General features: G+C 63.0%; 19 protein-coding genes. 10 read left to right on the top strand and 9 right to left on the bottom strand.

Annotation, left to right across the window (positions count from 1 at the left end):
- The first annotated feature begins 170 nt into the window (after positions 1-170).
- The 6 genes from D9X30_RS23185 (at position 171) to D9X30_RS23160 (ending at position 6,371) form a co-directional block, all read left to right on the top strand.
- Positions 171-686, top strand: coding sequence for a hypothetical protein (locus tag D9X30_RS23185; protein ID WP_153950210.1), 516 nt, complete (start codon positions 171-173; stop codon positions 684-686).
- On the top strand, positions 674-2,998 hold the full coding sequence (locus D9X30_RS23180; protein WP_153950211.1) for a sbcc family protein: 2,325 nt from the start codon (positions 674-676) through the stop codon (positions 2,996-2,998). The genes D9X30_RS23185 and D9X30_RS23180 overlap by 13 nt, the downstream gene beginning before the upstream one ends.
- A 205-nt stretch (positions 2,999-3,203) precedes the next feature.
- Entirely contained in the window at positions 3,204-3,488 is a 285-nt protein-coding gene (locus D9X30_RS23175; RefSeq protein WP_153950212.1) for a hypothetical protein, read from the top strand.
- A 129-nt stretch (positions 3,489-3,617) separates the two neighbouring features.
- Positions 3,618-4,601 (top strand): adenine nucleotide alpha hydrolase family protein, encoded by a 984-nt coding sequence (locus D9X30_RS23170; protein ID WP_228771133.1) that lies wholly within the window; start codon positions 3,618-3,620, stop codon positions 4,599-4,601.
- Between the two features lie 57 nt (positions 4,602-4,658).
- Entirely contained in the window at positions 4,659-5,390 is a 732-nt protein-coding gene (locus D9X30_RS23165; protein ID WP_228771134.1) for a hypothetical protein, read from the top strand.
- 456 nt (positions 5,391-5,846) lie between these two features.
- Positions 5,847-6,371: an HNH endonuclease gene (locus D9X30_RS23160; RefSeq protein ID WP_194946616.1), complete on the top strand. Its 525-nt coding sequence runs from the start codon at positions 5,847-5,849 to the stop codon at positions 6,369-6,371.
- 100 nt (positions 6,372-6,471) lie between these two features.
- Here D9X30_RS23160 and D9X30_RS23155 read toward each other — a convergent pair whose 3' ends face one another.
- The gene (locus D9X30_RS23155; protein ID WP_066732809.1) at positions 6,472-6,894 is read right to left on the bottom strand and encodes an HU family DNA-binding protein; all 423 of its coding nucleotides are present in this window, start codon (positions 6,892-6,894) and stop codon (positions 6,472-6,474) included.
- Positions 6,895-6,979: 85 nt separating this feature from the next.
- Positions 6,980-7,603: a hypothetical protein gene (locus tag D9X30_RS23150; protein WP_194946617.1), complete on the bottom strand. Its 624-nt coding sequence runs from the start codon at positions 7,601-7,603 to the stop codon at positions 6,980-6,982.
- 414 nt (positions 7,604-8,017) lie between these two features.
- Between D9X30_RS23150 and D9X30_RS23145 the strand changes: the two genes are divergently transcribed.
- Positions 8,018-8,170, top strand: a complete 153-nt coding sequence (locus D9X30_RS23145) for a hypothetical protein (protein ID WP_153950443.1) — start codon at positions 8,018-8,020, stop codon at positions 8,168-8,170.
- Between the two features lie 512 nt (positions 8,171-8,682).
- Here D9X30_RS23145 and D9X30_RS23135 read toward each other — a convergent pair.
- Entirely contained in the window at positions 8,683-9,588 is a 906-nt protein-coding gene (locus tag D9X30_RS23135) for a tyrosine-type recombinase/integrase (RefSeq protein ID WP_228771148.1), read from the bottom strand.
- Between the two features lie 390 nt (positions 9,589-9,978).
- Positions 9,979-10,728 (bottom strand): DUF6884 domain-containing protein, encoded by a 750-nt coding sequence (locus D9X30_RS23130; RefSeq protein WP_153950365.1) that lies wholly within the window; start codon positions 10,726-10,728, stop codon positions 9,979-9,981.
- 341 nt (positions 10,729-11,069) lie between these two features.
- On the opposite strand from D9X30_RS23130, the gene D9X30_RS23125 reads away from it, so the two are divergent.
- On the top strand, positions 11,070-11,312 hold the full coding sequence (locus D9X30_RS23125; RefSeq protein WP_153950366.1) for a hypothetical protein: 243 nt from the start codon (positions 11,070-11,072) through the stop codon (positions 11,310-11,312).
- Positions 11,313-11,418: 106 nt separating this feature from the next.
- Here D9X30_RS23125 and imuA read toward each other — a convergent pair whose 3' ends face one another.
- The gene (gene imuA / locus D9X30_RS29900; RefSeq protein ID WP_502799674.1) at positions 11,419-12,177 is read right to left on the bottom strand and encodes a translesion DNA synthesis-associated protein ImuA; all 759 of its coding nucleotides are present in this window, start codon (positions 12,175-12,177) and stop codon (positions 11,419-11,421) included.
- Between the two features lie 340 nt (positions 12,178-12,517).
- Between imuA and D9X30_RS23120 the strand changes: the two genes are divergently transcribed.
- Positions 12,518-13,495, top strand: coding sequence for a DNA-binding protein (locus D9X30_RS23120; protein WP_049815844.1), 978 nt, complete (start codon positions 12,518-12,520; stop codon positions 13,493-13,495).
- The gene (locus D9X30_RS23115) at positions 13,492-14,979 is read left to right on the top strand and encodes a tyrosine-type recombinase/integrase (RefSeq protein ID WP_029050934.1); all 1,488 of its coding nucleotides are present in this window, start codon (positions 13,492-13,494) and stop codon (positions 14,977-14,979) included. Before D9X30_RS23120 ends, D9X30_RS23115 begins: the two co-directional genes overlap by 4 nt.
- A gap of 524 nt (positions 14,980-15,503) precedes the next feature.
- Here the strand turns inward: D9X30_RS23115 and D9X30_RS23110 are convergent.
- The 4 genes from D9X30_RS23110 to D9X30_RS23095 are packed head-to-tail and all read right to left on the bottom strand — an operon-like array spanning position 15,504 to position 21,845.
- On the bottom strand, positions 15,504-15,857 hold the full coding sequence (locus D9X30_RS23110; protein WP_029050935.1) for a copper-binding protein: 354 nt from the start codon (positions 15,855-15,857) through the stop codon (positions 15,504-15,506).
- Positions 15,854-19,024, bottom strand: a complete 3,171-nt coding sequence (locus tag D9X30_RS23105; protein ID WP_029050936.1) for an efflux RND transporter permease subunit — start codon at positions 19,022-19,024, stop codon at positions 15,854-15,856. The genes D9X30_RS23110 and D9X30_RS23105 overlap by 4 nt, the downstream gene beginning before the upstream one ends.
- Positions 19,021-20,547, bottom strand: a complete 1,527-nt coding sequence (locus D9X30_RS23100) for an efflux RND transporter periplasmic adaptor subunit (protein WP_029050937.1) — start codon at positions 20,545-20,547, stop codon at positions 19,021-19,023. Before D9X30_RS23100 ends, D9X30_RS23105 begins: the two co-directional genes overlap by 4 nt.
- Positions 20,544-21,845: a TolC family protein gene (locus D9X30_RS23095; RefSeq protein WP_029050938.1), complete on the bottom strand. Its 1,302-nt coding sequence runs from the start codon at positions 21,843-21,845 to the stop codon at positions 20,544-20,546. Before D9X30_RS23095 ends, D9X30_RS23100 begins: the two co-directional genes overlap by 4 nt.
- Between the last annotated feature and the right edge of the window lie 14 nt (positions 21,846-21,859).

Raw genomic sequence — 21,859 nt, 5'->3', positions numbered from 1 at the left:
CCAATCCCTAGAACATGCGAAAGCCATGTTCCGACAGCCTTCGAGGTTGTCGAAAACTGGTTTTACCCGCGTCCCTGACGCATCGACCCAGCAGTATCCATTTCTTTTCTATCTACCCAGACGGGTGCTTCCCGTCCGGGGCGCACTCTGTCTTACCCCTGGAGTGCCACATGATTCTCTACCACGCCGGTCCCGACTGGCTCTTTGTTGAAGAGACCTTTATCAACCGTTCGGATATGGCCAAGCGCCTTTGCGAGCAACATGGCTTTACGCAGTGCATGATGTATGAGCCGTTCGGCCCCGGCCGAGGCGCTGTGATCGCCAAGCGCGACCACATGCTGGTGATGGCCTTGGGCGAGGCGGGTGGTAACACCTTCTTTGCCGTTGCGCCTTCCAAGGAACTGCAGGACTTGATCTGGTCGTTCTCCAATGGCTTGGCATCGCAGTGGAGCGAGCTGGAGCTGCGTGCTCTTACGGGCGAGCAGGACTGGGACGCTGTCATGAAGCTTGCAGCCAAACAGTTTTCGGATGCGCGACGCTCTGTCGAGCGGGCTATCGCCGGTAAGCCGGAGCAGGACATGCCATCTCTCTCTGAGATTCCGACCTGGGATGAGGATGCAATGGAGGTGCCTTCGGACTATCTCCATTCCTTCAACGGCTCGGAGGTGTCCGAATGCGCCCACTGAAGCTGACGCTTTCGGGCTTCCACGGGATCCGCGACGGCATGCATAGGGATAGCGTCACGGTCGACCTGTCGACGCTGCCCCGAGGCCTGATCGCCCTTGTCGGCCCCAATGGGGCGGGGAAGACGACGATCATGGACAACCTGCATCCGTTTCCCATCATGCCGAGTCACGCGAGCAAGATGTCGGCCGACGCATTCTCGTACTGGGATCATCTCTGCGCTCCGCGCGCGGAGAAGGATCTGGAATGGGAGCACGGCGGCAGGACATACCGCTCCGCATTCGCATTTCGCAACCCTGGGAAGAGCCGCAAGGCTGAGTACTACCTGTTTGAAAAGGAAGCCGATGGCGTCTGGAAGCCGTTCCAAATGGCCGACGGCACGCTGTCGGACGGCAAAGCGGATACCTACAACCGGTGTCTGGAAGCCGTCTTGGGGTCTCCCGAGGCCTTCTTCACCAGTGTGTTCTCTGCCCAGAACCGGCGACCGCTGGCCAGCTATCAGCCAGGGGAAATCAAGAAGCTACTCGCCGAGTTGCTCGGGATCGATCACTTGCGTGACTTGTCGGTGAAGGCCGGCGAGGTCGCCAAGCTGCTTACCCGCTCGCTGGACACCCTGCAGCGCGACGTGCTGACCCTTACGGGGAAGCACGATCGTGCGGTTGTGGTGGCCCGCGAGATCTGGCAGGTGGGCGAGGCCCTCGATGCCGAACGCAATGCGCGTGATGCGGAAACGACCAATGGCGCGAAGCTGTTACAAGAGCGCGCGACGCTGGCGGCGAAACAGGCCGCCAATGCCGGTACCGAAGCGCGGTTGCGGGAACTGAACCAGCGCAAGGGAGAGTTGGACAAGCGTGCCCCATCGCTGACCAACGATGAACAGGCTGCTGCCGGACGTGCTTTGGCGCGCCGGCGCGATCTGGATCGGCAAGCGGCAATCCATCGTGCGGTACTTGCAGACGCGGCCGACATTGAGGCGGCGGCGGGCGAGAGGGATATCGTGCAACTGGCCATTGGGCGGAGGCAGGATGAAGTTGCCCGCCAGCGCGCGATCGTGGAGAAGCTCGATGCCGTTCATGTCGAGCATGCTGCGCTCAGTACAGAGCTCAAGGGCCTGGAACAGCAAGGCATCGCCGGCGCGAAGCTAGCCGATTCGTTGAAGCTTCAAGCCGATGTCATTGATACGGTGCCATGCCGGGACGATCCCATGCACGCTGCCTGCCCACTGCTGGCGCAAGCTCGCAGTGCCAAGGCCAAGCTCAGTGATCAGGTTGTGTCAGTCAAAGCACTGCGCGAGAGCTATCGGAAGAAGCAGGAGCAGATGCAAGCGATGCAAGGCACGCTCTCGGAGCGAGTCACGGCGCGTGCTGCACTTTCCGCCTTGGAGGCGCACCTCGTGCGTGACCAGCAGCTGTTGCAGCGCCTCACGGCGACGGCTGCAAGGAAGCCGTTGCTGGAGGCTGCGCGGGGAGGGCTGGCGCAGGCCGAACGCGATCTGACAGCATTGAGCCACGAGGATGCGTCCCGCGTTGAGCGTCACAAGCGCGATATCGCGGACGTGCAATCTCAGCTCGAAGCGGTGCGTCGGGAGTTAGCATCGCTGGCCACAGAGGACGTGACCGGCATGCTGGCCCAGTTGGACCGCCAGATTGCTGCCAGCCGGGAGGCTGTCGCGGCATTTGCCGGCCGGATCGAAGCATTGATCCGGCAGGAGAGCATGTTGGTGGCGGAGCGTGAGCGTCTGGATGGTGAGCTTGCCGGCATGCCGGCGCTCGAGGCCAAGGCGCAGGCGCTGTCCGATCAGATTGCACAGTGGAAGCTGCTAGCGAAAGGCCTAGGCAACGATGGCGTCATTGCGTTGTCCATCGATGACGCGGGCCCGGCCATCACGCAGATCGTCAATGACTTGCTGCTGGCCTGCTATGGACCGCGATTCACCATCGCGATTCAAACGCAGACGGCACTGGCCAGTGGCGAGCTGCGCGAGGGGTTCTCCATCAACGTGATCGACGCCGACAACGACACCACGAAGGAATTCGGCGTGATGTCAGGTGGACAGAAAGTATGGATCAATGAGTGCCTGACGCGCGGAATCGCCCTGTATCGGGCGCAGGACGCGCAGCAGCCTTTCCAGACGCTGTTCACCGACGAGGCGGATGGGCCGCTGGACCCTGAGCGCAAGCGCGCCTTCATGAAGATGAAGCGCGAAGTGCTGCGAGTTGGTGGGTATCAGCGGGAGTTTTTTATCTCCCAGACGCCCGACCTGGTAGACGATGCCGACGGCGTCATCGATGTCGTTGCGCTGGCGGTGCAGTAGCGCTTCGCGCCATCCACTAACCATATGCCCGTTTCCCGAAAGGGAGCGGGCATTTCTTTTTGTTTCAAATGTCTGGGAATGTCTTCTCACCGTTGCCGTCCAATCCGGCGTCATGAGGTTCATATCCCCCCTTCCGAAGGGGTGCCTTTGGGCAACCTGCAACCGTTATCCACACAGGCGTAGCCCTGTTCTTAGGCTCTGAATTATGTCGAAGATATTTGTCACGGCCGACGAGGCCGAGAAATTGCTGCCGCGGCGCCGGAAGATCCACACGTTTATCCGCATCTTCGGATGGCAGGGTGACAACGTGGAACGTGATGCGCTGCTGGAGGTGTTCAAGGCTGCGAAGAAAGTGGAGGTTTCCCAGGAAGCTGCGTGCTTCGATCATTACCTCGCGGTAAAGATCGACGGCATGGTGACCTACATCGAAACCAATCTCAAGGCCTTGGCCAAGTTTGGCCTGTTGCCGCCGCACCGCAAGGTGGCTTGAAGTTCCGGCGGACCATCGTCCGTCGTCTGCATCCCACTGCCCGCCGATCCAAAAGCACGGTGGGCATTTCCTTTTTCCAACCCAACGGGTCCAGCGCCCGTTGGGGCGTTGGTCCACGTAAGGACCATCATGGAAACCATTTCTCTCTTCCCGCAAGGCGCGTTCGAACCTATTGAACGCAAGGCCGACAAGGCCATTGCAGTCATCCTCGCGCTTTTCACCGCTGGCCACCCGGTCGTTGTTGCGTACAGCGGCGGAAAGGACAGCAGTGTCGTCGCAGCCCTGGTGCTGCATGCTGCGTTGCTGCATCACAGCGCCGGCGGCAAACCGACAGTTGTCGTGACGACGGGGGACACTCTCGTGGAGTCTCCTGAAGTCGCCCGGCACTATCGTTCGGAACTGATACGTATGCGTGCATTTGGAAAGGCGCATGGTATCGCGGTTTCGGCACACATCGTTACGCCGTCGCTGGCTTCGACATTTCAAGTTAAGGTGCTATCCGGCCGTGCGTTGCCGAGTTTTCCTGGCGCGCAAGGCGACTGCTCGACCGACCTCAAAATCGGGCCGCAGCGGAGCTTTCGGCGAAAGCTGTTTCGTCAGTTTCGCCAACAGGGCCTCGCGGAGCCTGTGACATGCCTTGGCAGTCGATACGATGAAAGCACGCGGCGTGCTGCTGGCATGCGCCTGCGCGGGGATTCTGACAATGCAGCCTCGCGCAACAAGGATGGTGACCTGGTCATCAGTCCGGTGGCGCATTGGAGCGATGACGATATCTGGGAGGCCGTCTCCCTTTATGCTGGTGGTGCTCGCCCCGGGTACTCTGATTTCGAAGAGATGCGGCGCATCTACGCCCATTCTGTCGGGACTTCGTGTGCTGTCGTGGCTGACGCGATACTGGACGATGGTGGTGGCCGGCGGCAAGGGAAATGCGGTGCGCGCCTCGGCTGTCACGTTTGCCAGATGGCGGAGGACAAGAGCCTCGCGAATATGGTGGCCTACGACGACCGATACGCCTATGCCGGAGGCCTGCAGAAGCTCAATCGCTTCATTCGGGCGACTCGCTACGACTGGTCGCGGCGTCATTGGATCGGGCGCACCATTCGAGGTGGGTAAATCAGGGTGATGCCCGACACTTACCATCCCTCAATGCTGCGCGCGCTAACTCGTTGCATGCTGCAGTTGGATTACGACGGGCAGCGGCGGGCGGCTAGTGTCGGGGAGCGACCGAAGTTCCAGCTGCTTCCGCTAGACATGATGATCGCGGTCGACGCAATGCAGTCGCTCAACGGTGTTGCGAAGCCTTTCGCGGCCTGGGCAGACCTCCGCGATATTCAGGTCCGCGGAATCCGTTACGACGTCCCGGACGTTCCCGACGTTCAACAGTCCGCTATGCCGATCGCTCGATTTCTCCACGTTGGCAACGAGTGGGACGACTCCGCACCCGACGCCGATTGGACCGGCTTACGCGATCCCATGCGCGAAGCACTGACGGAGGGGAGTGCATGCCAACCCAGCATTGCTTTCGCAGCAGACGGGCGGGCAGTGTTGGACTTGCAGACGGCGCAGCAGTTTGACGTGGACGCTGAAGCCGCTCAGCTCATTGCGGAGTTCGAGGTCGATCGGCTTCTCGATATGCACGACGCAGACGGCGGGCCGGGCTCGGTAACGGCAGGGTATCGCTGGTACGCGCATTACGGCTGCTTGACGCTTTCTCACGCGCAGAAGCTGGAGCACGATGATATCGCCCGGCGAACCGCGTTCAAGGACCGCCTGGGGCTGACGCTGAGCTACGACCTCAAGGACGTGTTGGCACGGTCTGTTCCTTTGGAGGATCTTCCCGCCGCGGCGCGAGCCGTTTGGGGAGGCCTCAGTAGTGAACCGGCGCAGCTTTTGCTGTGCTAAGCCCCTTCAAGAAGCCCCGGCGTCGTCGACGCTCGGGGTTTTTTTGTTTCGGCAAGCTGTCGATACGGAGCAGACACCCTGAAAGCTCGGGAAAATCATGCGTGTTTCCGGCGAAAGATTCTCTCTACCGTGGCGATAATTGGAGCAGTATCGATAGCACCGCTGACATGCCAGAGTCGGCGCAGGGCAGCCCTAGAAGCGATCGGTTCTGACAGCCGGCACGGCTACTCAAATAACCAACGGAATAGCTTTCGTGACTAATTACAAGATTGGCGGGCTACACCCAGATTCCCAGCGGTTGCTCTGGGCAATGGTGTACAACAGGCGCACTGAGCCATTTGACAACAAAAAACCGTGGCGCCAGTTGAGCAGCCGCAAACTCATAACCAGGATACATGCAGACCCCATGACTGGGGAGCAATGGGCAGTGACGCCTCTCGGCGTAGATATACTGCAATGCTACGCACCGTATCTGAAGCGCAGGGGGCTGAACTGCCCGCCCAAAGATTGAATCGGAACAGCGCGGTGGCGGGCACGGAAGTGTTGGTACTTGACGAGCATGGACGATCGCTCGATAGCTGCACACGAGAGCGTGCGGAGGCATTGGTCAAGAAAGGCGACGCTGTCATGGTCCGCGAGGACCGATTCACCATCCAGTTGACCCGGGTGACGGGGAATGGCGTGGCCCCAACAATTCGCTCAGGGGTTAGTCGAAACGCAAGAAAGAAGAGACGGAAGAAGGATCTGAAGGTTACCCGCTTGCAAGAGCGGGATGGCTCAGATTGTTTCTATTGCGGCTTGCCGATGGAGGATAGCGACACATCGGTCGAGCACCTTCTGTCGAAAGCAGATGGGGGGACTGATCGGCTCTCCAATCTGGCCCTGGCGCATCGGAAATGTAACGAGCTTGCAGCTGACCTGCCCGTGGTTGGGAAGGTATTGCTACGTGAGAAGTTGCGCACCGATAGCCATCGAAAATAGCAGCATGGGGCTTGATTCTCTTAGCGCACCAAGCGGCGGCTTTGTGATACGAAAAGGCCTGGCATTGCCAGGCCTCACTGCTGAATGGCAGCGTGGAGTTCTACAGGGCAGCGTCCTTCAGCTTCTTCAGTGGGCGCACCTTCACCTTGACCGACGCCGGCTTTGCGGCGAACCATTGGTCCTGGCCAGTGAAGGGGTTGCGTCCAAAGCGCTTCTTGGTTGCCGGCACCTGGATGGCCGACACCTTGAACAGGCCCGGGAACGTGAATTCGCCTGCCCCTTTCTTGTGGATGGCACTGGCAATCGTGCTTTCGAGGTGGGCGAGTACGGTCTGCACCGTCTTCTTGTCCAGTTCGGTCTGCGCCACCAGGTGCGCGAGCAGGCTCGACTTGTTGAAGGTGTCCTTCAGCGGCTTTGCCACGGGTGCGGCAGCCGCCTTCTTCGCTGCGGGCGCAGCCTTCTTCGCCGGCGCTGCCGGTTTCTTCGCCGCAGTCTTCGGGGCGGCCGTCTTCTTCGTTGCCATGGAGCTCCTGTTTCGAGAATGCCGGCACAGTGCCGGATCGGCAGAGCTTAGCGAAGAAGACACGCATTTTGCAACGGGGAAATCGCTAGTCTGGCGCTTTTCCCACAGCCTCATAGCGCTTTCGCTTGCGTTGGCCCTTTGCCGCGATCGTGTTCAGGATCGCGCAGGACGGGCACCAGTGGCCCGCCTTCACGCCGGAGGGCGTCGCGGCCCAAACGTGGCCACGATGGCATTCCCACCTGAGTTTGGATTTCCCATGAAGATAGACGTCCGATAGGCAAATGCCGCCGCGTTCCCGTGCCAATGCACGCATCGCCTCGATGCCCAGCTTTTGTCCCTCGTTGCGGCAAAGGCGGCACCAGCCACCCTGGAGGATGTTGTTACCGAGCGCATCCCATTCGTGCCCAACCGCGCATCGGAAACGGTATGAGGCGTTGGTTCCATGGTAAGCGGTACTCAGACATTGGCCTGCGTGTGCTTTGGCTGCTTCGTGAATGCGCGCCAGGCCGTCTGCATCGGTCCGTTGTGCGCCTAGTCGGGCGTCGGTGCACACCCGGCACCAGTTCCCTTGCTTGAGAACTTTGTAGCCCATCGCTTCCCAACGGTGGCCAGCCGCGCATTCGAATGGGTAATGGTCGCGGCCGGTCTTCCAGGCGGCCGCGAGACACTTTCCCCCGCGCTCGGCCGCCTTGGCGTGCAAGTCGTCCAAGCCGTACTTTGAGGCTTGCCGGTGTGGCGTAGGCTTCGTTGGCTTGCCGGCGCAACGGGGACACCAGTAGCCCGCCAGCACGCTTCGCCCTTCTGGATGCCATTCATGCCCACGCTGGCAGCGGATTCTATGGATCGCCGCNTCGGTGCACACCCGGCACCAGTTCCCTTGCTTGAGAACTTTGTAGCCCATCGCTTCCCAACGGTGGCCAGCCGCGCATTCGAATGGGTAATGGTCGCGGCCGGTCTTCCAGGCGGCCGCGAGACACTTTCCCCCGCGCTCGGCCGCCTTGGCGTGCAAGTCGTCCAAGCCGTACTTTGAGGCTTGCCGGTGTGGCGTAGGCTTCGTTGGCTTGCCGGCGCAACGGGGACACCAGTAGCCCGCCAGCACGCTTCGCCCTTCTGGATGCCATTCATGCCCACGCTGGCAGCGGATTCTATGGATCGCCGCGCCACCGAGAAATCCACCGTCGTTCAAACACTGGCCGCCGCGATCCGCCACGATCTTGTCGAACTTCGCTGCGATGCTGGCTCGGCTGCATTCGGGACAACCGGGCGCCTTGTATAGGACACCGTAGGCCCTGCGCTCAAAGTGATGCCCTTTAGCGCATTCAAGCAGAATCGTGGCGCTAACGCCGTGCCATGCCGTCGCGTGGCAGACAAGGCCTTGTAGCCTGGCGGCGTCATGTAGACGGGCAAGGGCTGCGAGCGCGCGGGGCGACTGAGGACTGTCTTGATTCACTGTGCGGCCTGGGCTAAGCGAAAGAGGGGTTAATTCTCGTCGATAGTGGCCGCAAGGCGCACAACTGTCCGATTGCTGGCCAGGCCAAGCCGCTCTGTGACTGCGTCAGGCGCAACGCCACGGATCAGCAGGCGCCGGCAGAACGTATTCCGCAAGGTCCTCGGGCTCATGTTTTCGACGTCCTGGCCGATGGCGNCTAACGCCGTGCCATGCCGTCGCGTGGCAGACAAGGCCTTGTAGCCTGGCGGCGTCATGTAGACGGGCAAGGGCTGCGAGCGCGCGGGGCGACTGAGGACTGTCTTGATTCACTGTGCGGCCTGGGCTAAGCGAAAGAGGGGTTAATTCTCGTCGATAGTGGCCGCAAGGCGCACAACTGTCCGATTGCTGGCCAGGCCAAGCCGCTCTGTGACTGCGTCAGGCGCAACGCCACGGATCAGCAGGCGCCGGCAGAACGTATTCCGCAAGGTCCTCGGGCTCATGTTTTCGACGTCCTGGCCGATGGCGTCGAGGGCCTCGCGCACAATCTTGCCAAGGCTCATGTCCGTGATGGGTGTGCCAGTGCGCTTGAGCGTGAACAGCAGGTCGCCGTCTACGGGCAAGTCCTGTCGTACAGCATGCCAAGCGGTCAAAGGGGCGATGGCAAAGGGCTCTAGGTGCACGGTGCGGGAGATTTTGGGCGGGCGTGCTCGTACGTGAAAATATGGCGGGCTTGCGTTCGGGTGCAGGTCCGGAATGCGCGCGGCACGCCCTTCGCTGGCCGTGACGCCGGTGCCGAGAAAGAACGCCACGATCGCGCGCCTCTGCAACATTTCGGGCAAGTCCCCACTATGCGGCCTTACGAAGTTCTGCAGGCGCTGGTCGACGTCCTCGGGAAGGAAATGAATTTCGGGATCGTCTACCGGCCAGCGGCCCGCTAGGACTAGCGCGGAAGCTGGATTTGTTTTTCGTACGCCGGCCTCGACCAGATGCCTGCACAGCCGGTCGAGCAGCTTCAGGTAGCGCATGCGAGTGGCCGGCGTGTACGTGGCCGCCTCTGGGCTGAGCCAGAACGCGTCGATCTGGTCTGCACCGAAGCTGGCCAGCGTTGCACCGTGCCCGACCAGGTGTCGGTGGAACCGATCGAACATGGCGCGGTGCTGGACGATCGATTGCTGTGAGAAAGGCCGCCGGTCTGCGCCGGCCGCTTCGCGGATCTGCCAGTCGGCGTAGGCCCTGGCGGGGTCGGAGAGCCAGAGTTTATCCATAGAAATTTATATACTGAATATCGCTTCCATCATACAACTATCGGCGCTTTGCGCCGCCTGCTGCTTGTAGATGCGGGGGTACCCTCCCGCCTGAGCGTGCACGGCGCAGGCGAGCATAGCGCGGATAGCTGGCATCCATTGCATCCTCCACCACCTCTAGCCGGCTTTGCTGGAACGGTGGGCACTCCAGTAGGTGCGATTCAGCGCAGTAACGAAGGATTTCGAGCAGCAGTGTGTGACGGCGGGGATCGGGAAAGTGCAGTCGTCGGTTTCGCGTCCAAGTCCGGTAGCCCGCATGTGCGAGGGCAAGCAGCTGGTCGGCGGTACCGTCCACATCCTCAGCAAGACGCCGGGCTTCTAGAAGCAGGGCACGCTGATTGTCAGCATCGCTCATAACGCCTCCCGCAGATCCGCGACGCTTACCCATCGCGTGCTCAGCTTCGGGCGGCCGCGCGTCTCGCACTCGACCTCCACTTCGGCTGTGGGTCCGGTTGGCCCCGCGAAGAGAGACATCACCCGCGCCTTGCACGCAGGTAACTGCGGTGCGGCACGGTAGACCAGGCGCGTCGTGGCGCCCACCTCGATCCAACCATGTCGACGGAAGATCGGTGTGCCATTTGGGAGGGCACCAATTGGTTCGGCAAGGGTAGGGGCCTGGCTGTCAAGAAAATCGGCAAGCTGGGAGCGTTGATAGCCGATCCCTCCACTGACTTCGCCGATGGGAAGCCCGGGCGTGCCAACCACGCCAATCGCGGCGCGCATCACACGCCGGTAGTGCTGTCCGCCCGCCAGAAACACCATACTGGCTCGGCTAGGCCAAGCCACATGGTCCACGCACTGATGCAGCCGCCCCAGAATCTCGTCAGCCCGTGCAGATGTCATCAGCTGGTCATAAGGGTCCAGCGCCTCGTCGGGGGCGACGAACCCATGCTTGGCGGACAAGATCACGACGGCCGGCGCAGCGCCGCATTGAACGTGAGCGCGATAGGTCTGGTACATCACGCCTTGGTAGAGCTGCAGGGCAGGGGCGCGGACCGCGGCTTTTCTTCCAGAACAGGCAAGGACCAGCAACGGCGGCGCTGACGGGTCGTACTGCACGGCGATGTTGCGCGGAAAGAGATCGAACTGGATTGCGGGCATCGTTGCGGTGTAGCGAAAATTGCTTTTCCAGCATACGGCCGATCGCTGCAAGTCAAGGGCGCCCGAATCTCCTGGTGTCCCTAACGGCCACCGGACACTGTGGCCGACTATGAATGCGATGCTTGCGGCTACGACACGTACCAAGACGCCTGATAGAAGTCGCCCCCGAAATAGAGGGGTACAGCGCCGCCCGAGCGCTGCCGATAGCTTCAAAGTACAAACTGGCGCATGCGCCCCGTACCGGCCGGCAGCCGGACGAAAACGCCCCTTGGGGCTCGACCAGGCGCAGAGCGCGCCCCGCACCGGCCGGTAGCCGGCACAAACGAACTCGGAGAGAGCGAATGAACGAGGAACGGACTTACGTGGTAGCCGACGGGATGTTGCGCGTGACGTCGCAGTGGGCGACGGAGTGGTATCCGGTATCGCGCATTGTAGGTGTGTACGTTGCCCAGGAGCGCGGGGACCAGCATTGGACGGTGAAGGCCCTCCTGACAGAAGGCAAGGACGTGCGATTGCTGCGAATCGACGAGCGCGCGAGCGCCGAAGCGGCGGCCGGCGAGTTTGCCCGCAAGGTGTTCGGGTAGCAAAACGTCCGCCGACGTTGTAACGGGAAAGCCGCCACGAAGGCGGCTTTTCTGTCACCGCGACCCATGCCGATAACTGCGCCTTATCGGCATGGCGTTTACGCCGTCAGATGTCCAAATTAGCCGCTTCAGGGATACCAATCCCGACGTTCATACGACTGCGATACTTCTCTTGACTTGCTCCGGGGATGGACTGGACTTGCCTGCGATTGCCGGCACTGACGCCAGACAGATGCGGTAGCGTCTGAAGTGGCAACAGCAAAACGTTAGACGCCGCCGGGCCGCGGCGCTTCAATATCTGCGCGCGAACGTAACCTCCTGGCGCTGGCTCGAGCGCAATGCGCAGCGGCGCTGCTGATGCGTCGTTGGCAGCCGATGCAGACCGAACGGCGAAGACCAATGCGTCCGTTGCAGCAGCTAAGCCCTGCAAGCGCCGGATGCCTTCTGGCCGAGCGCGGGGCAACCATGCAACAAGGGCGCCAAGCGCATTCGAGCGCAAGATAGTTTCGCAGGCCCATTGTGCGTCGGCCGGCGACTCCGTTTTCACCCAATGAACATGTTTGGCCAAGCCTAGCCGCGCAAGCTCCGGTCCATTCGGAGAAAACGGACATCCCACCAGCCATATCGAGCGTTTGCGCTGTGCCGCTTCGGCTAGCGCCCCGCGGAGTATTGATAGTTCGCCAATGCCTGGGTGTTTAACAATCAGTTCGGCAACAGCGCCTTCCGCCCAGCCTCCTCCAGGAAGCTCCGCGTCCAACACCTGAACGCCACTGGTAACAACTCGTCCTACCGGTCGGGCAAGCTGACTACCCCGCCAAAGAGACGGATGAATCGACGCTGGATCCAATTGGGAGCCACCGCCCATCGGCGCAGCAGGCACGTGGCTCTGTGCGTCGCCAATAGGGGTCCCCTTGATTCCCGTGCAATTTACCGGGGTAGCCACCCCTAGCATCCGTGCGGGTTTCCGGGCCGCGCTCGCCTGATACCCCAGTCAAATCAGTCACTTGCTGACTGGTCCTTTGCTCCCCGTTTTGAACCATTGATTGGCCCTGGGCCGGGCAGTGCGCCGGCGAGCCCTTGGGATGCCCTATTTTGGCAAGATAATTGGATTTATCTGTCTTTCCTTTTTTGTATCGCGTAAAAATGCCTATCCTAACGTTAGGATCGTGCGTAAGATAAGGTCACATTTACGTCCAGCCGCCACCATGCCCCGCCTTGCCGCCACGCCCGACCAGATCCGCGCCACCGTGCTGGCCATGCTGACCGAGGCCGGCGACGCGGCGCCGCCCACGGCCGCACGCTTTCGCCGGGTGGTGTCGGTGCGTAAGCTGCGCGACCGCCTTGGCGGCGGTGACCCGGCGACGCTGTCGCGCACGCTCAACGCGATCGAGGCCGAAGTCGTGCGCGCGGGCCTGGCCGACCTGGCGCTGCCCGAGATCCCTCTCGAGATTGCTGAAGCCATGCGCGCGCTGTGGCAGGCCGCCGTCGCGGTGCAGTTGGACGACGTGGTGCGCCTTCGGCGTGAGGCGCAGCAGACCGCCGAGGCCGCGCAAACGGCGCGCGCGGAGGCCGACATGCGGGTCGAACTGCTACGCCAGGAACTCAGTGAGGTCCGCGGGCAGCTTGCCGCGCGCGACACCGCATTGGCCGAAGCCTGTGCCGACCAAGCTGCGGCCAATGCGCGGGCCGACGAGCAGGCCGCACGCCGTAGCGAATTCGAGAAGACGCTGGCGACCCTGCAGGAACGCGTCATGACGGACGAGCGTGCCCACGCCGAGGCGGTCGCGACCGTCCAGACGCGCTACGAGGCGTTGTCGAAGCAGCTCCTGCAGGAAACCGCCCATCAGCGCGACGCGGTGCGCGCCGAGCGCGCGCAACTGGCCTCGCAACTCAAATTCGCCGAGCGACGCATCGCCGCGCTCGAGGAGGAACGCGCCCGACTCGACACCGAGCTGGCCAGCGAGCGCGCCGCGCGCCAGACCGCCGTCGGCGAGGCCAGCGCTCTCAAGGCCGTCACCGCCAGCCAGCGCGCCCAGCTCGACGACCTGCTACGCGCGACCCTGGCCGCCGCACCGTCCGCCGCCAAGGTCGCGCGCGCGCCGCGGTCGACCGGCAAGCCGGCCGGTAAGCCCGACCACAAGCCCGGCACCAATCCCGGCACCAAGCGCCGCGACAAGTCATGAATCCGGCCGACTGGATCGATACCGGTGCGGTGCCGCCGCGCCCCCTGCCGGCAACGGTCGACGCGGCGCTCGCTTACCTCGCCGAGGCGCTTGGCCATCCGGTCTACGCGCACTGGACCCTGACACGCCTCAAGCGCCGCTACGGATCGCTGGCCGAGGCCAAGGCCGCGCAGCCGGCGGTGCTTACCCTGCTGCTGGCTCACGACGGGGCCGTCGAGTACTGGGAGCGCGGACGCCTGCGCACCGCCCCGGCGGACCAGGCGCCCAGCCCGGATACGGTCCTCGCCCGGCTGCTGCACGTGCACCGCCGCCGCTTCCGGCTCGCTGGCGCGCCCGGGAACACAGAAACGGCGCCCGCCGGCCTGGCGGAAGCTGGGGTGGAAGTTCTCCCGTGGATGGGCCCGCACGGTCAGGCTGACTACCCTTGGCTCGCGCGCGCCGGGCGCTTCGCACAGCCGCAGACCGCCGCCAACACGCTGGGTGCCGTCGACGACGCGCAGGCACTGGCGCTCTTTCTGCGCGACCGGACCGGCCGATCGCGCCATACGCTGCGCGCTTATGGCGCCGAGCTACGTCGCCTGATGCGCTGGTGTGGCACGCACGGGCTTGGGCCGTTGTCGGACCTGACGCGCCGGCAACTGCTCGCCTACCGGCACACGTTGCAGCACGGCGAACCCGGCACAGAGGCCGCCTCGCCACCGTTGTCAGAAGCGACCTGCACGCGCGCACTCGCCGTGGTGGCCAGTCTCTACGGCTACTGGTACGCGACCGGCTACCTGCATGCCAACCCGGCCGCGGGCCTGTCCTCCGGCAGCCGCGCGCGGACCGGTTTCGCACCGACGCGGCTGATCCCGCCCGCGCTGCTGGACGCTTGCGATGCCTGGCTTGAGGCGAACCGTGCCGACGATGCGTTGCCGATGCTGCGGCGGCGGGCGATCTGGGCGCTGTATCGCTATGCCGGCGTGCGTCTGGCGGAACTGGCGTGGTCGGATGAGACTGCGCTGCCGCGGCTGGAGGCCGAGGCGCCCGGGCGGTGGACCCTCTATGTCTGCGGCAAGGGACGCAAGGTGCGGGCCATTCCGTTGCCGACGTCGTGCGTGGTGGTGCTGCGGGCCTACCGGCACGCCCGCGGTCTGCCGCCCGAGCCGCCGGCGCATGAGACGCTGCCCGTGATCCACGGCAGCAAGGGGGAAGCGTTGCAGCAGGCCGGCCTCTATCGGGAGATCAAGGCGATCTTTGCGGCGGTGGCCGAGGGCCTGGAGGCGCGCGAGCCGGCACAGGCGTTGCTGCTGCGCGCCGCGTCGCCGCACTGGCTACGCCATGCGTATGCCCGCACGCTGGTGGTCGATCACCAGGTACCGTTGCCAGTCGCCCAGGCGCTGCTTGGCCACGCCTCCGTACAGACCACAGCGGCCTATGCCAGGACCGATCTGACACAGTTGCGGGCCTTCGTCGATGCCACGTTTAAAGACAATGTGTCATAGCGATTCGCGACGACGGGCGGCCGCGAGACACCTTGTCGACCCAGGCCAGATGGCTCAGCCTCCCTTCCGGTCATCCAGTTAGAGCGGCCCCACTGGCTGCTGCGATAGTGAGCGGGCATCCGACGGTGATGATCTCGCACGTGACGCTACGTTTTCGCCATGTCATGGCGTCCAGTATTTTGCGCCGACTTGTGTGAACTATGCCTGCGTTGCAAGGCAGACCGACGCGTTATCTGGTCAGGCTTACTTGCGATTCTTCCCGGACCTGCGACGTCTCTTGCGCAAGCGAGCAACGTGTGTGGATGCGTGCTGGCGGCGAGTGCCATGGTGGCGCCTGAGATACCACGCGAACCAGCAGATCGTACAGAATGTAAGCGCCAGGGCGACCAGAATCGCCGAAACAACGTCAGATGGAAGGTAAAGTGGCCGCATTCAGTCGGGGGGCTCTGCCTTTTTTCGAGGGACGTGCATCGAATTGCACGTCATATGCATGCCGCCGTTTTCGGCGGCATGCGATCGCGCGCTTATTTGTGCTGCATATCTACGACGGTCGGCGCGCCATTGACGTTGTCGAACGTCACTGATACCGCGTCACCGTCCTTGAAGTTCTTCAGCGAAGCGCGGTCCTTGACCGGAAACGCCATCACCATGGCGGGCATGCCGAGATTTTCGATCGGGCCGTGCTTAAGCGTTACCTTACCGGCCTTCGCATCGATATTCTTGACCTCCGCCGCAACAGGCTGCGGCGCCTTTTGCGATGCGGCTGACGGTTTCATGTCCATGCCTTTCATGTCCATGCCGTCCATGGATCCGGCCGCGAACGCGGTGGGGGCGGCAGCGAGTGCAAGCGTGATTACGAGACTCTTGACGTGTTTCATTGTGATTCCTCCTGAAGTGAAGGGTGGGTGGAAAGTGGGACAGGTTTGGTCTGGCGTCTGCGCATCAGCAGGTACACCGCCGGCACAACAAACAGGGAAAGCAATGGCGCGGTGACCATGCCGCCGACCATCGGGGCGGCAATGCGCTGCATGACCTCCGAGCCGGTGCCATGCGACCACATGATGGGAATTAGGCCGGCGAGAATGACCGCGACGGTCATGGCCTTGGGACGCACCCGCTGCACCGCACCTTCCTGGATGGCATCTAGCAGTGCGGACACGCTAGTTTCGCTTCGGGCCTCGCGTTCGCTCCAGGCTTGCTTCAGGTAGAGCAGCATGATGACACCGAACTCGGCTGCGACGCCGGCCAGGGCGATGAAGCCGACGACGCCGGCCACAGAGAGGTTGTAGCCCAGCGCATAGAGCAGCCAGAAGCCGCCGATGAGCGCCAGCGGCAGCGTGCCCATGATGAGCAGCGCTTCGTCCAGGCGACCGAACACCAGGTAGAGCAACACGAAGATGATCAACAGCGTGAACGGCACCACTACCTTCAGCTTCCCGGTGGCCCGCTCCAGGTATTCGAACTGCCCCGACCAACTGAGGGAATAGCCCGCCGGCATCGGCACCGCCTTCGCCACCACCGCTTGCATGTCCTGGACGGCGGAGCGCAGATCGCGTCCGCGAATGTCCACGTATATCCAGCCGGACAGGCGGGCGTTTTCGCTGCGCAGCATCGGTGGGCCCTGCACCACCGCAAGGCGCGCCACGTCAGAAAGGGTAATCTGCTGGCCCCTGCCGGTGACGATGGGCAGGGCGCGCAATTGCTCCACCGAGTCGCGGTAGTCGCGTGGATAGCGGACATTGATCGGATAGCGCGCTAATTCGTCGACCACCTCCCCCACGTTGTCGCCGCCGATGGCAGACGACACAATGCTCTGCACGTCATCGATGTTGAGCCCGTACCGCCCGGCCGCCATCCTGTCGATATCGACGTCGATGTAGCGCCCGCCGGACAGACGTTCGGCGAGCGCCGATGTGACACCCGGCACCGCCTTGACGGCTTCCTCGATCCGAGTGGACAACCGGTCGATCTCCTTCAGGTCAGTACCCGCCACCTTGATGCCAACCGGACTCTTGATGCCGGTGGCCAACATGTCGATGCGGTTGCGGATTGGCGGCACCCAGATATTGGACAGGCCGGGCACCTTCACCACGCGGTCGAGCTCCTCCACCAGCTTGTCCGGCGTCATGCCGGCGCGCCACTGGTCGCGGGGCTTGAATTGGATCGTGGTCTCGAACATCTCGATGGGCGCCGGGTCGGTCGCCGAATCTGCGCGGCCCGCCTTGCCGAACACGGTGGCTACCTCTGGCACAGTCTTGATCAGGCGGTCAGTTTGTTGCAACAACTGCGCCGCCTTGCCGGTGGACAGCCCCGGCAGTGCCGAAGGCATGTAGAGCAGGTCACCCTCATCGAGGGGCGGCATGAACTCTGCGCCAATTCGCATAATCGGCCAGGCGGTCGCGACCAGCAGAACTGCCGCAACTGCGATCGTGGTTTTCGGGTAGGTGAGTACCTTGGCCAGCATCGGCTGATAGGCGCGAATCAGCCATCGGTTGAGCGGATTGGACTGCTCGCTGGGAATCTTGCCCCGGATCATATAGCCCATCAGGACTGGCACCAAGGTCACCGACAAGCCAGCGGCAGCGGCCATCGAGTACGTCTTCGTAAAGGCCAGCGGCGAAAATAGCCGGCCTTCCTGCGCCTCCAGCGTGAACACCGGGATGAACGACAGCGTAATGATCAATAGCGAGAAGAACAGCGCGGGTCCCACCTCGGCCGCCGACTCGCCGATCACGCGCCAGCGCTCATGGCCTGTCAGGTCCCGCCCGGGGTTGTCCGCATGCCAGTGTTCCAGATGCTTGTGCGCGTTCTCGATCATGACAACCGCGGCATCGACCATGGCGCCGATGGCAATGGCGATGCCCCCCAGCGACATGATGTTGGCATTGACGCCCTGATATCGCATGACGAGGAATGCTGCCAGCACGCCGAGCGGCAGCGATACGATGGCCACCAAAGCGGAACGCAGGTGGAAGAGAAAGACCAGGCAGACCAACGCGACGACGATAAACTCTTCGATCAGCTTGTGCGTCAGATTTTCCACGGCGCGATTGATCAGGGAGGAGCGATCGTAGGTGGTGACAATCTCGACGCCGGCCGGCAGACTCTTCTGTAGCGTGGCGAGCTTGGCCTTGACCGCCTCGATGGTTTCCAGTGCGTTCTTACCCGAGCGCATCACGATGACACCGCCAGCGACCTCGCCCTGACCATTGAGTTCGGCAATACCGCGCCGCAACTCGGGACCAAACTGGATCGTGGCCACATCGCCGAGCCGAACGGGGATGCCCGCTTCGCTAGTCATTAACGGAATCTGCCGGAAATCATCGAGCGTCTTCAGGTACCCCGATGCCCTCACCGCGTACTCGGCCTCGCCAAGCTCGAGAACAGAGCCTCCGGCCTCTTGGTTCGCGCCCTTCAACGCCTCTAGGACCTTGGCCTGAGGGATGTTGTAGGCGCGCAGCTTATCCGGCTGCAATACGACCTGATACTGCTTCACCATGCCGCCGATGGGCGCTACCTCGGCGACGTTAGGCAGTGACTTCAGCTCAAAGCGCAGGAACCAGTCCTGTAGCGCACGCAACTGTGAGAGGTCGTGCCGTCCGGTCTTGTCCACTAGCGCGTACTCGTAGATCCAGCCCACGCCGGTGGCATCCGGTCCCAGTGCCGGTTTGGCCGCGGCCGGCAGGCGTGACTGCACCTGATTCAGGTACTCCAGCACGCGGGAGCGCGCCCAGTACGGATCGGTGCCGTCCTCGAACAGGACGTAGACGAACGAGTCGCCGAAGAACGAGTAGCCCCGCACGGTCTTGGCCCCCGGCACGGACAGCATCGTGGTGGTGAGCGGGTAGGTGACCTGATTCTCGACAATCTGCGGCGCCTGGCCTGGGAACGGCGTGCGGATGATGACCTGCGTGTCGGACAGATCCGGCAACGCGTCGAGCGGTGTACTGCGCACCGCCCACAACCCCCACGCGGTGAGCATGACCGTGGCCAGCAGCACCAGGAAGCGGTTGCGTATCGACGCCAGGATGATGCGCGCGATCATGGCTTGGCTCCTTCGGCGCCAGCCGGCTGTACCGACGATAGTGTAGCTGCACCGTCCCGGTTCAGGCGGAAGCGGAACCGGATGCGATCGCCCGGTTTCAACCCCTTGAGCATTGCCGCATTACTTGCCGCAAAATCCATCGTCATGGCGCCCCACTGTGCCGAGGGAATCGGTCCGTGCGAGATCGTTAGACCCGCAGCATTTACGGCTTCGATGCGACCGGCACCCTCATGCTCCGACGCAGCTGCGGCGGGCGCGGACGCACCGGCCGGCGATGCCAGTCGGTCCGATGTGCCGCGCAGGCTGGCTTCGGAATCAATCAGGAACTGGCCCGAGGTCACGACCTTTTGCCCGGCTTGCAGTCCGGAAAGGACTTCAGTCATGCCGCCGGATTCATGGCCTGTGCGGATTTCGGTGCTCACGTAGCCCTGGGAGCCCGCATCGACCATGACGACGCTACGCTGGCCGGTGCGAATCACGGCCTCGGATGGAATCTGCAGGACGTCCTGGCGATCACCGCTGTCGAACCGCACGTTGGCAAACATACCGGGCACCAACCGGCGCTGCTTGTTGGGCAGTACGATGCGGACCTTGAGGGTGCGCGTGGCTGGATTGACGTCGGGCAGGATCGCATCGACCTTGCCGCTTACGGGTTCCGGCGCGGCGGTGGCCAATACCGTAACGGACTGTCCGGGTGCGATGCCGCGCGCCTGGGCCTCGGGTACTTCGGCAATCACCCATACCCGCGCAAGATCCGCCAACTTGAAAAGTGTCATACCAGCGCTGACCGTCATGCCCTCGCGTACCGCAATCTCGGTAACCACGCCGTCCAGCGGACTGGAGATGCCCTGGCCGGTCTGCAGCTTGCCGGAACGGGCGACTGCATCGGCTTGGCCCGGCGTCATGCCGGCTTGCCGCATGCGCGCTTTTGCGGCCTCCGTCAGGTCGCCCTGTACTCCTTGGGGCATTCGCGCCACGGCCAGGTACTCCTCCTGTGCCGCCACCCAGTCGGGGGCGTAGAGGGTGACCAATGTCTGACCCTTTCGTACCGGGTCGAGCGTGGCCCGCACGCCCAATTGCTGGATGAAGCCGCCGGTGCGCGCCTGAATGACCTGGATGCTGCGCTCGTCAATCGCCACATTGCCGGGTGCCTCAAGCACTGTGCCCATGCGTGCGGCCTTCACCTCCGCTGTGCGGATCCCGAGGTTCTGGGTCACACGGCTGTCGATGGAGACCCCGTTGCCGCCTGAACCGTCGCCATCGGCATAGACCGGTACCAGTTGCATGTCCATGAAAGGCGATTTGCCCGGCTTGTCGAAGCGCTGGCCCGGCACCATCGGGTCGTGCCAGTAGAGAACCTTCTTACCCGTCTGCGGATCGACATCGCCGGTTTTCGATGTCGCACCCGTCTCCGGTTTGGCTGGCATGTCCGACGCTCCTTGCGAAACACCGAAGCGATAGCCGGCAAATCCGGCCGCGCCGATCAGCACCAGGCACGCCGCGGCGATTTTCAGTCGAGTCATTTGAAATCCTTGGTGGCAGATTCGGTCTGTGCGGTCGGCAGGGGCGTCAGGAAAGTGAGCTCAGCCCAGAGTTTTGTCGTGCGTTGCTCCAGCGCCAGCCGCTCCAATGCGGTATCGATGGCACGGTGATTGGCTTCCGCCACGGCCAGCAGCGAACCGGTATTGGCCCGATAGGCCGTCAGCGTGGCTTCTGCCTGTGCATTGGCAAGCGGCAACGTGGCGTCGTCATAACGCTTGAGGCGCTCCAGGTTGCGGCGCAATTCGGCAAGGCGCGCACCGACTGCTGCGTCCGTATTGCGCTGGATGATCTCGGCCTTGGCGCGCGCCTCCGTGGCCTGTGCGAGTCGCGCGGACACTTCACGATCTTGCCGGTTGGTGCGATCCCACGGCAGCGGAAAGCTCACGTTGACCGATGCCAGATTGGAGTAAGCCGAACCACGCTGGCTATACATCAACTCGACAGAGATATCGGGCTTGCGTGATTCGTCCGCCACGCGCACTTCGCTCTCCGCAAGGGTAACGTCACGCTGGGCTGCGACGATCTCCGGCACCCCGTCGTAGCGCGTACGGATGAGTTGCTCGACGCGCTCCGGTACGATCAGCGCAGGACGCTCGCCCAGCGGACGTGCGGCGTCGGTGCCGATCCAACGCGACAGATTGACGGTGGCAGTGTCGAGCGCCGCCTGATTCTCCCCTTCACGGTCGCGCAGTTTCTGCACTTCCAATTGCGCAGACAGCACGTCGGCACGCGTGCCGCGGCCACTGCGGTAGGCCGCATTGGCAGCCTCCAGCGCCAGGCTCAAAGGATGGGAATGGTGGCCAAGCAGCGCGGCCGCCTGCTCTGCGTACCAGCGATCGATCCACGCGGCCACGGCGTTGCGTTGGACATTGGTCACACCGACCAGGCGCCGTGCATCGGCGGAAGCGGATTCGGCTTCGAAGCGCGCGGTGCGCGCGCGTCGCTTGTCTGCGCGCGTGAATTCCTGCAATACGCTGATCGAGCGAGTGGTCATGGAATCTCGACTCAGCGAACCCTTGTCGGACCCATTGACGGGCACATCATTCAGACCAACCTTGAGTACGGGGTCGGGCAACTGGCCGGCAGCGACTGCCTGTTGCACAGCCGCTTCGATGGCACCGTGCGAATTCTCGGCGTCGTTCGCATGCGCCGTTGCCAGCGCTGCGGCTTCTTCAATGGATAGGGCGGGTGCGGCAGACGGCGACGCGGCAAGCGACACCGTCATGCCGAGGGCGGACGCATACAGAAGCGCCAGCCTTAGGCAACGTGGAAATGACATAAAGCCTCCGGAAA

Origin of the sequence: Cupriavidus sp. U2 (assembly GCF_009663685.2) — a bacterium.
In the GTDB taxonomy this organism is placed as follows: domain Bacteria; phylum Pseudomonadota; class Gammaproteobacteria; order Burkholderiales; family Burkholderiaceae; genus Cupriavidus; species Cupriavidus necator_C.
Note: the sequence above shows the minus strand (reverse complement) of the source record. Positions and strands in the feature narration are given on the sequence as shown.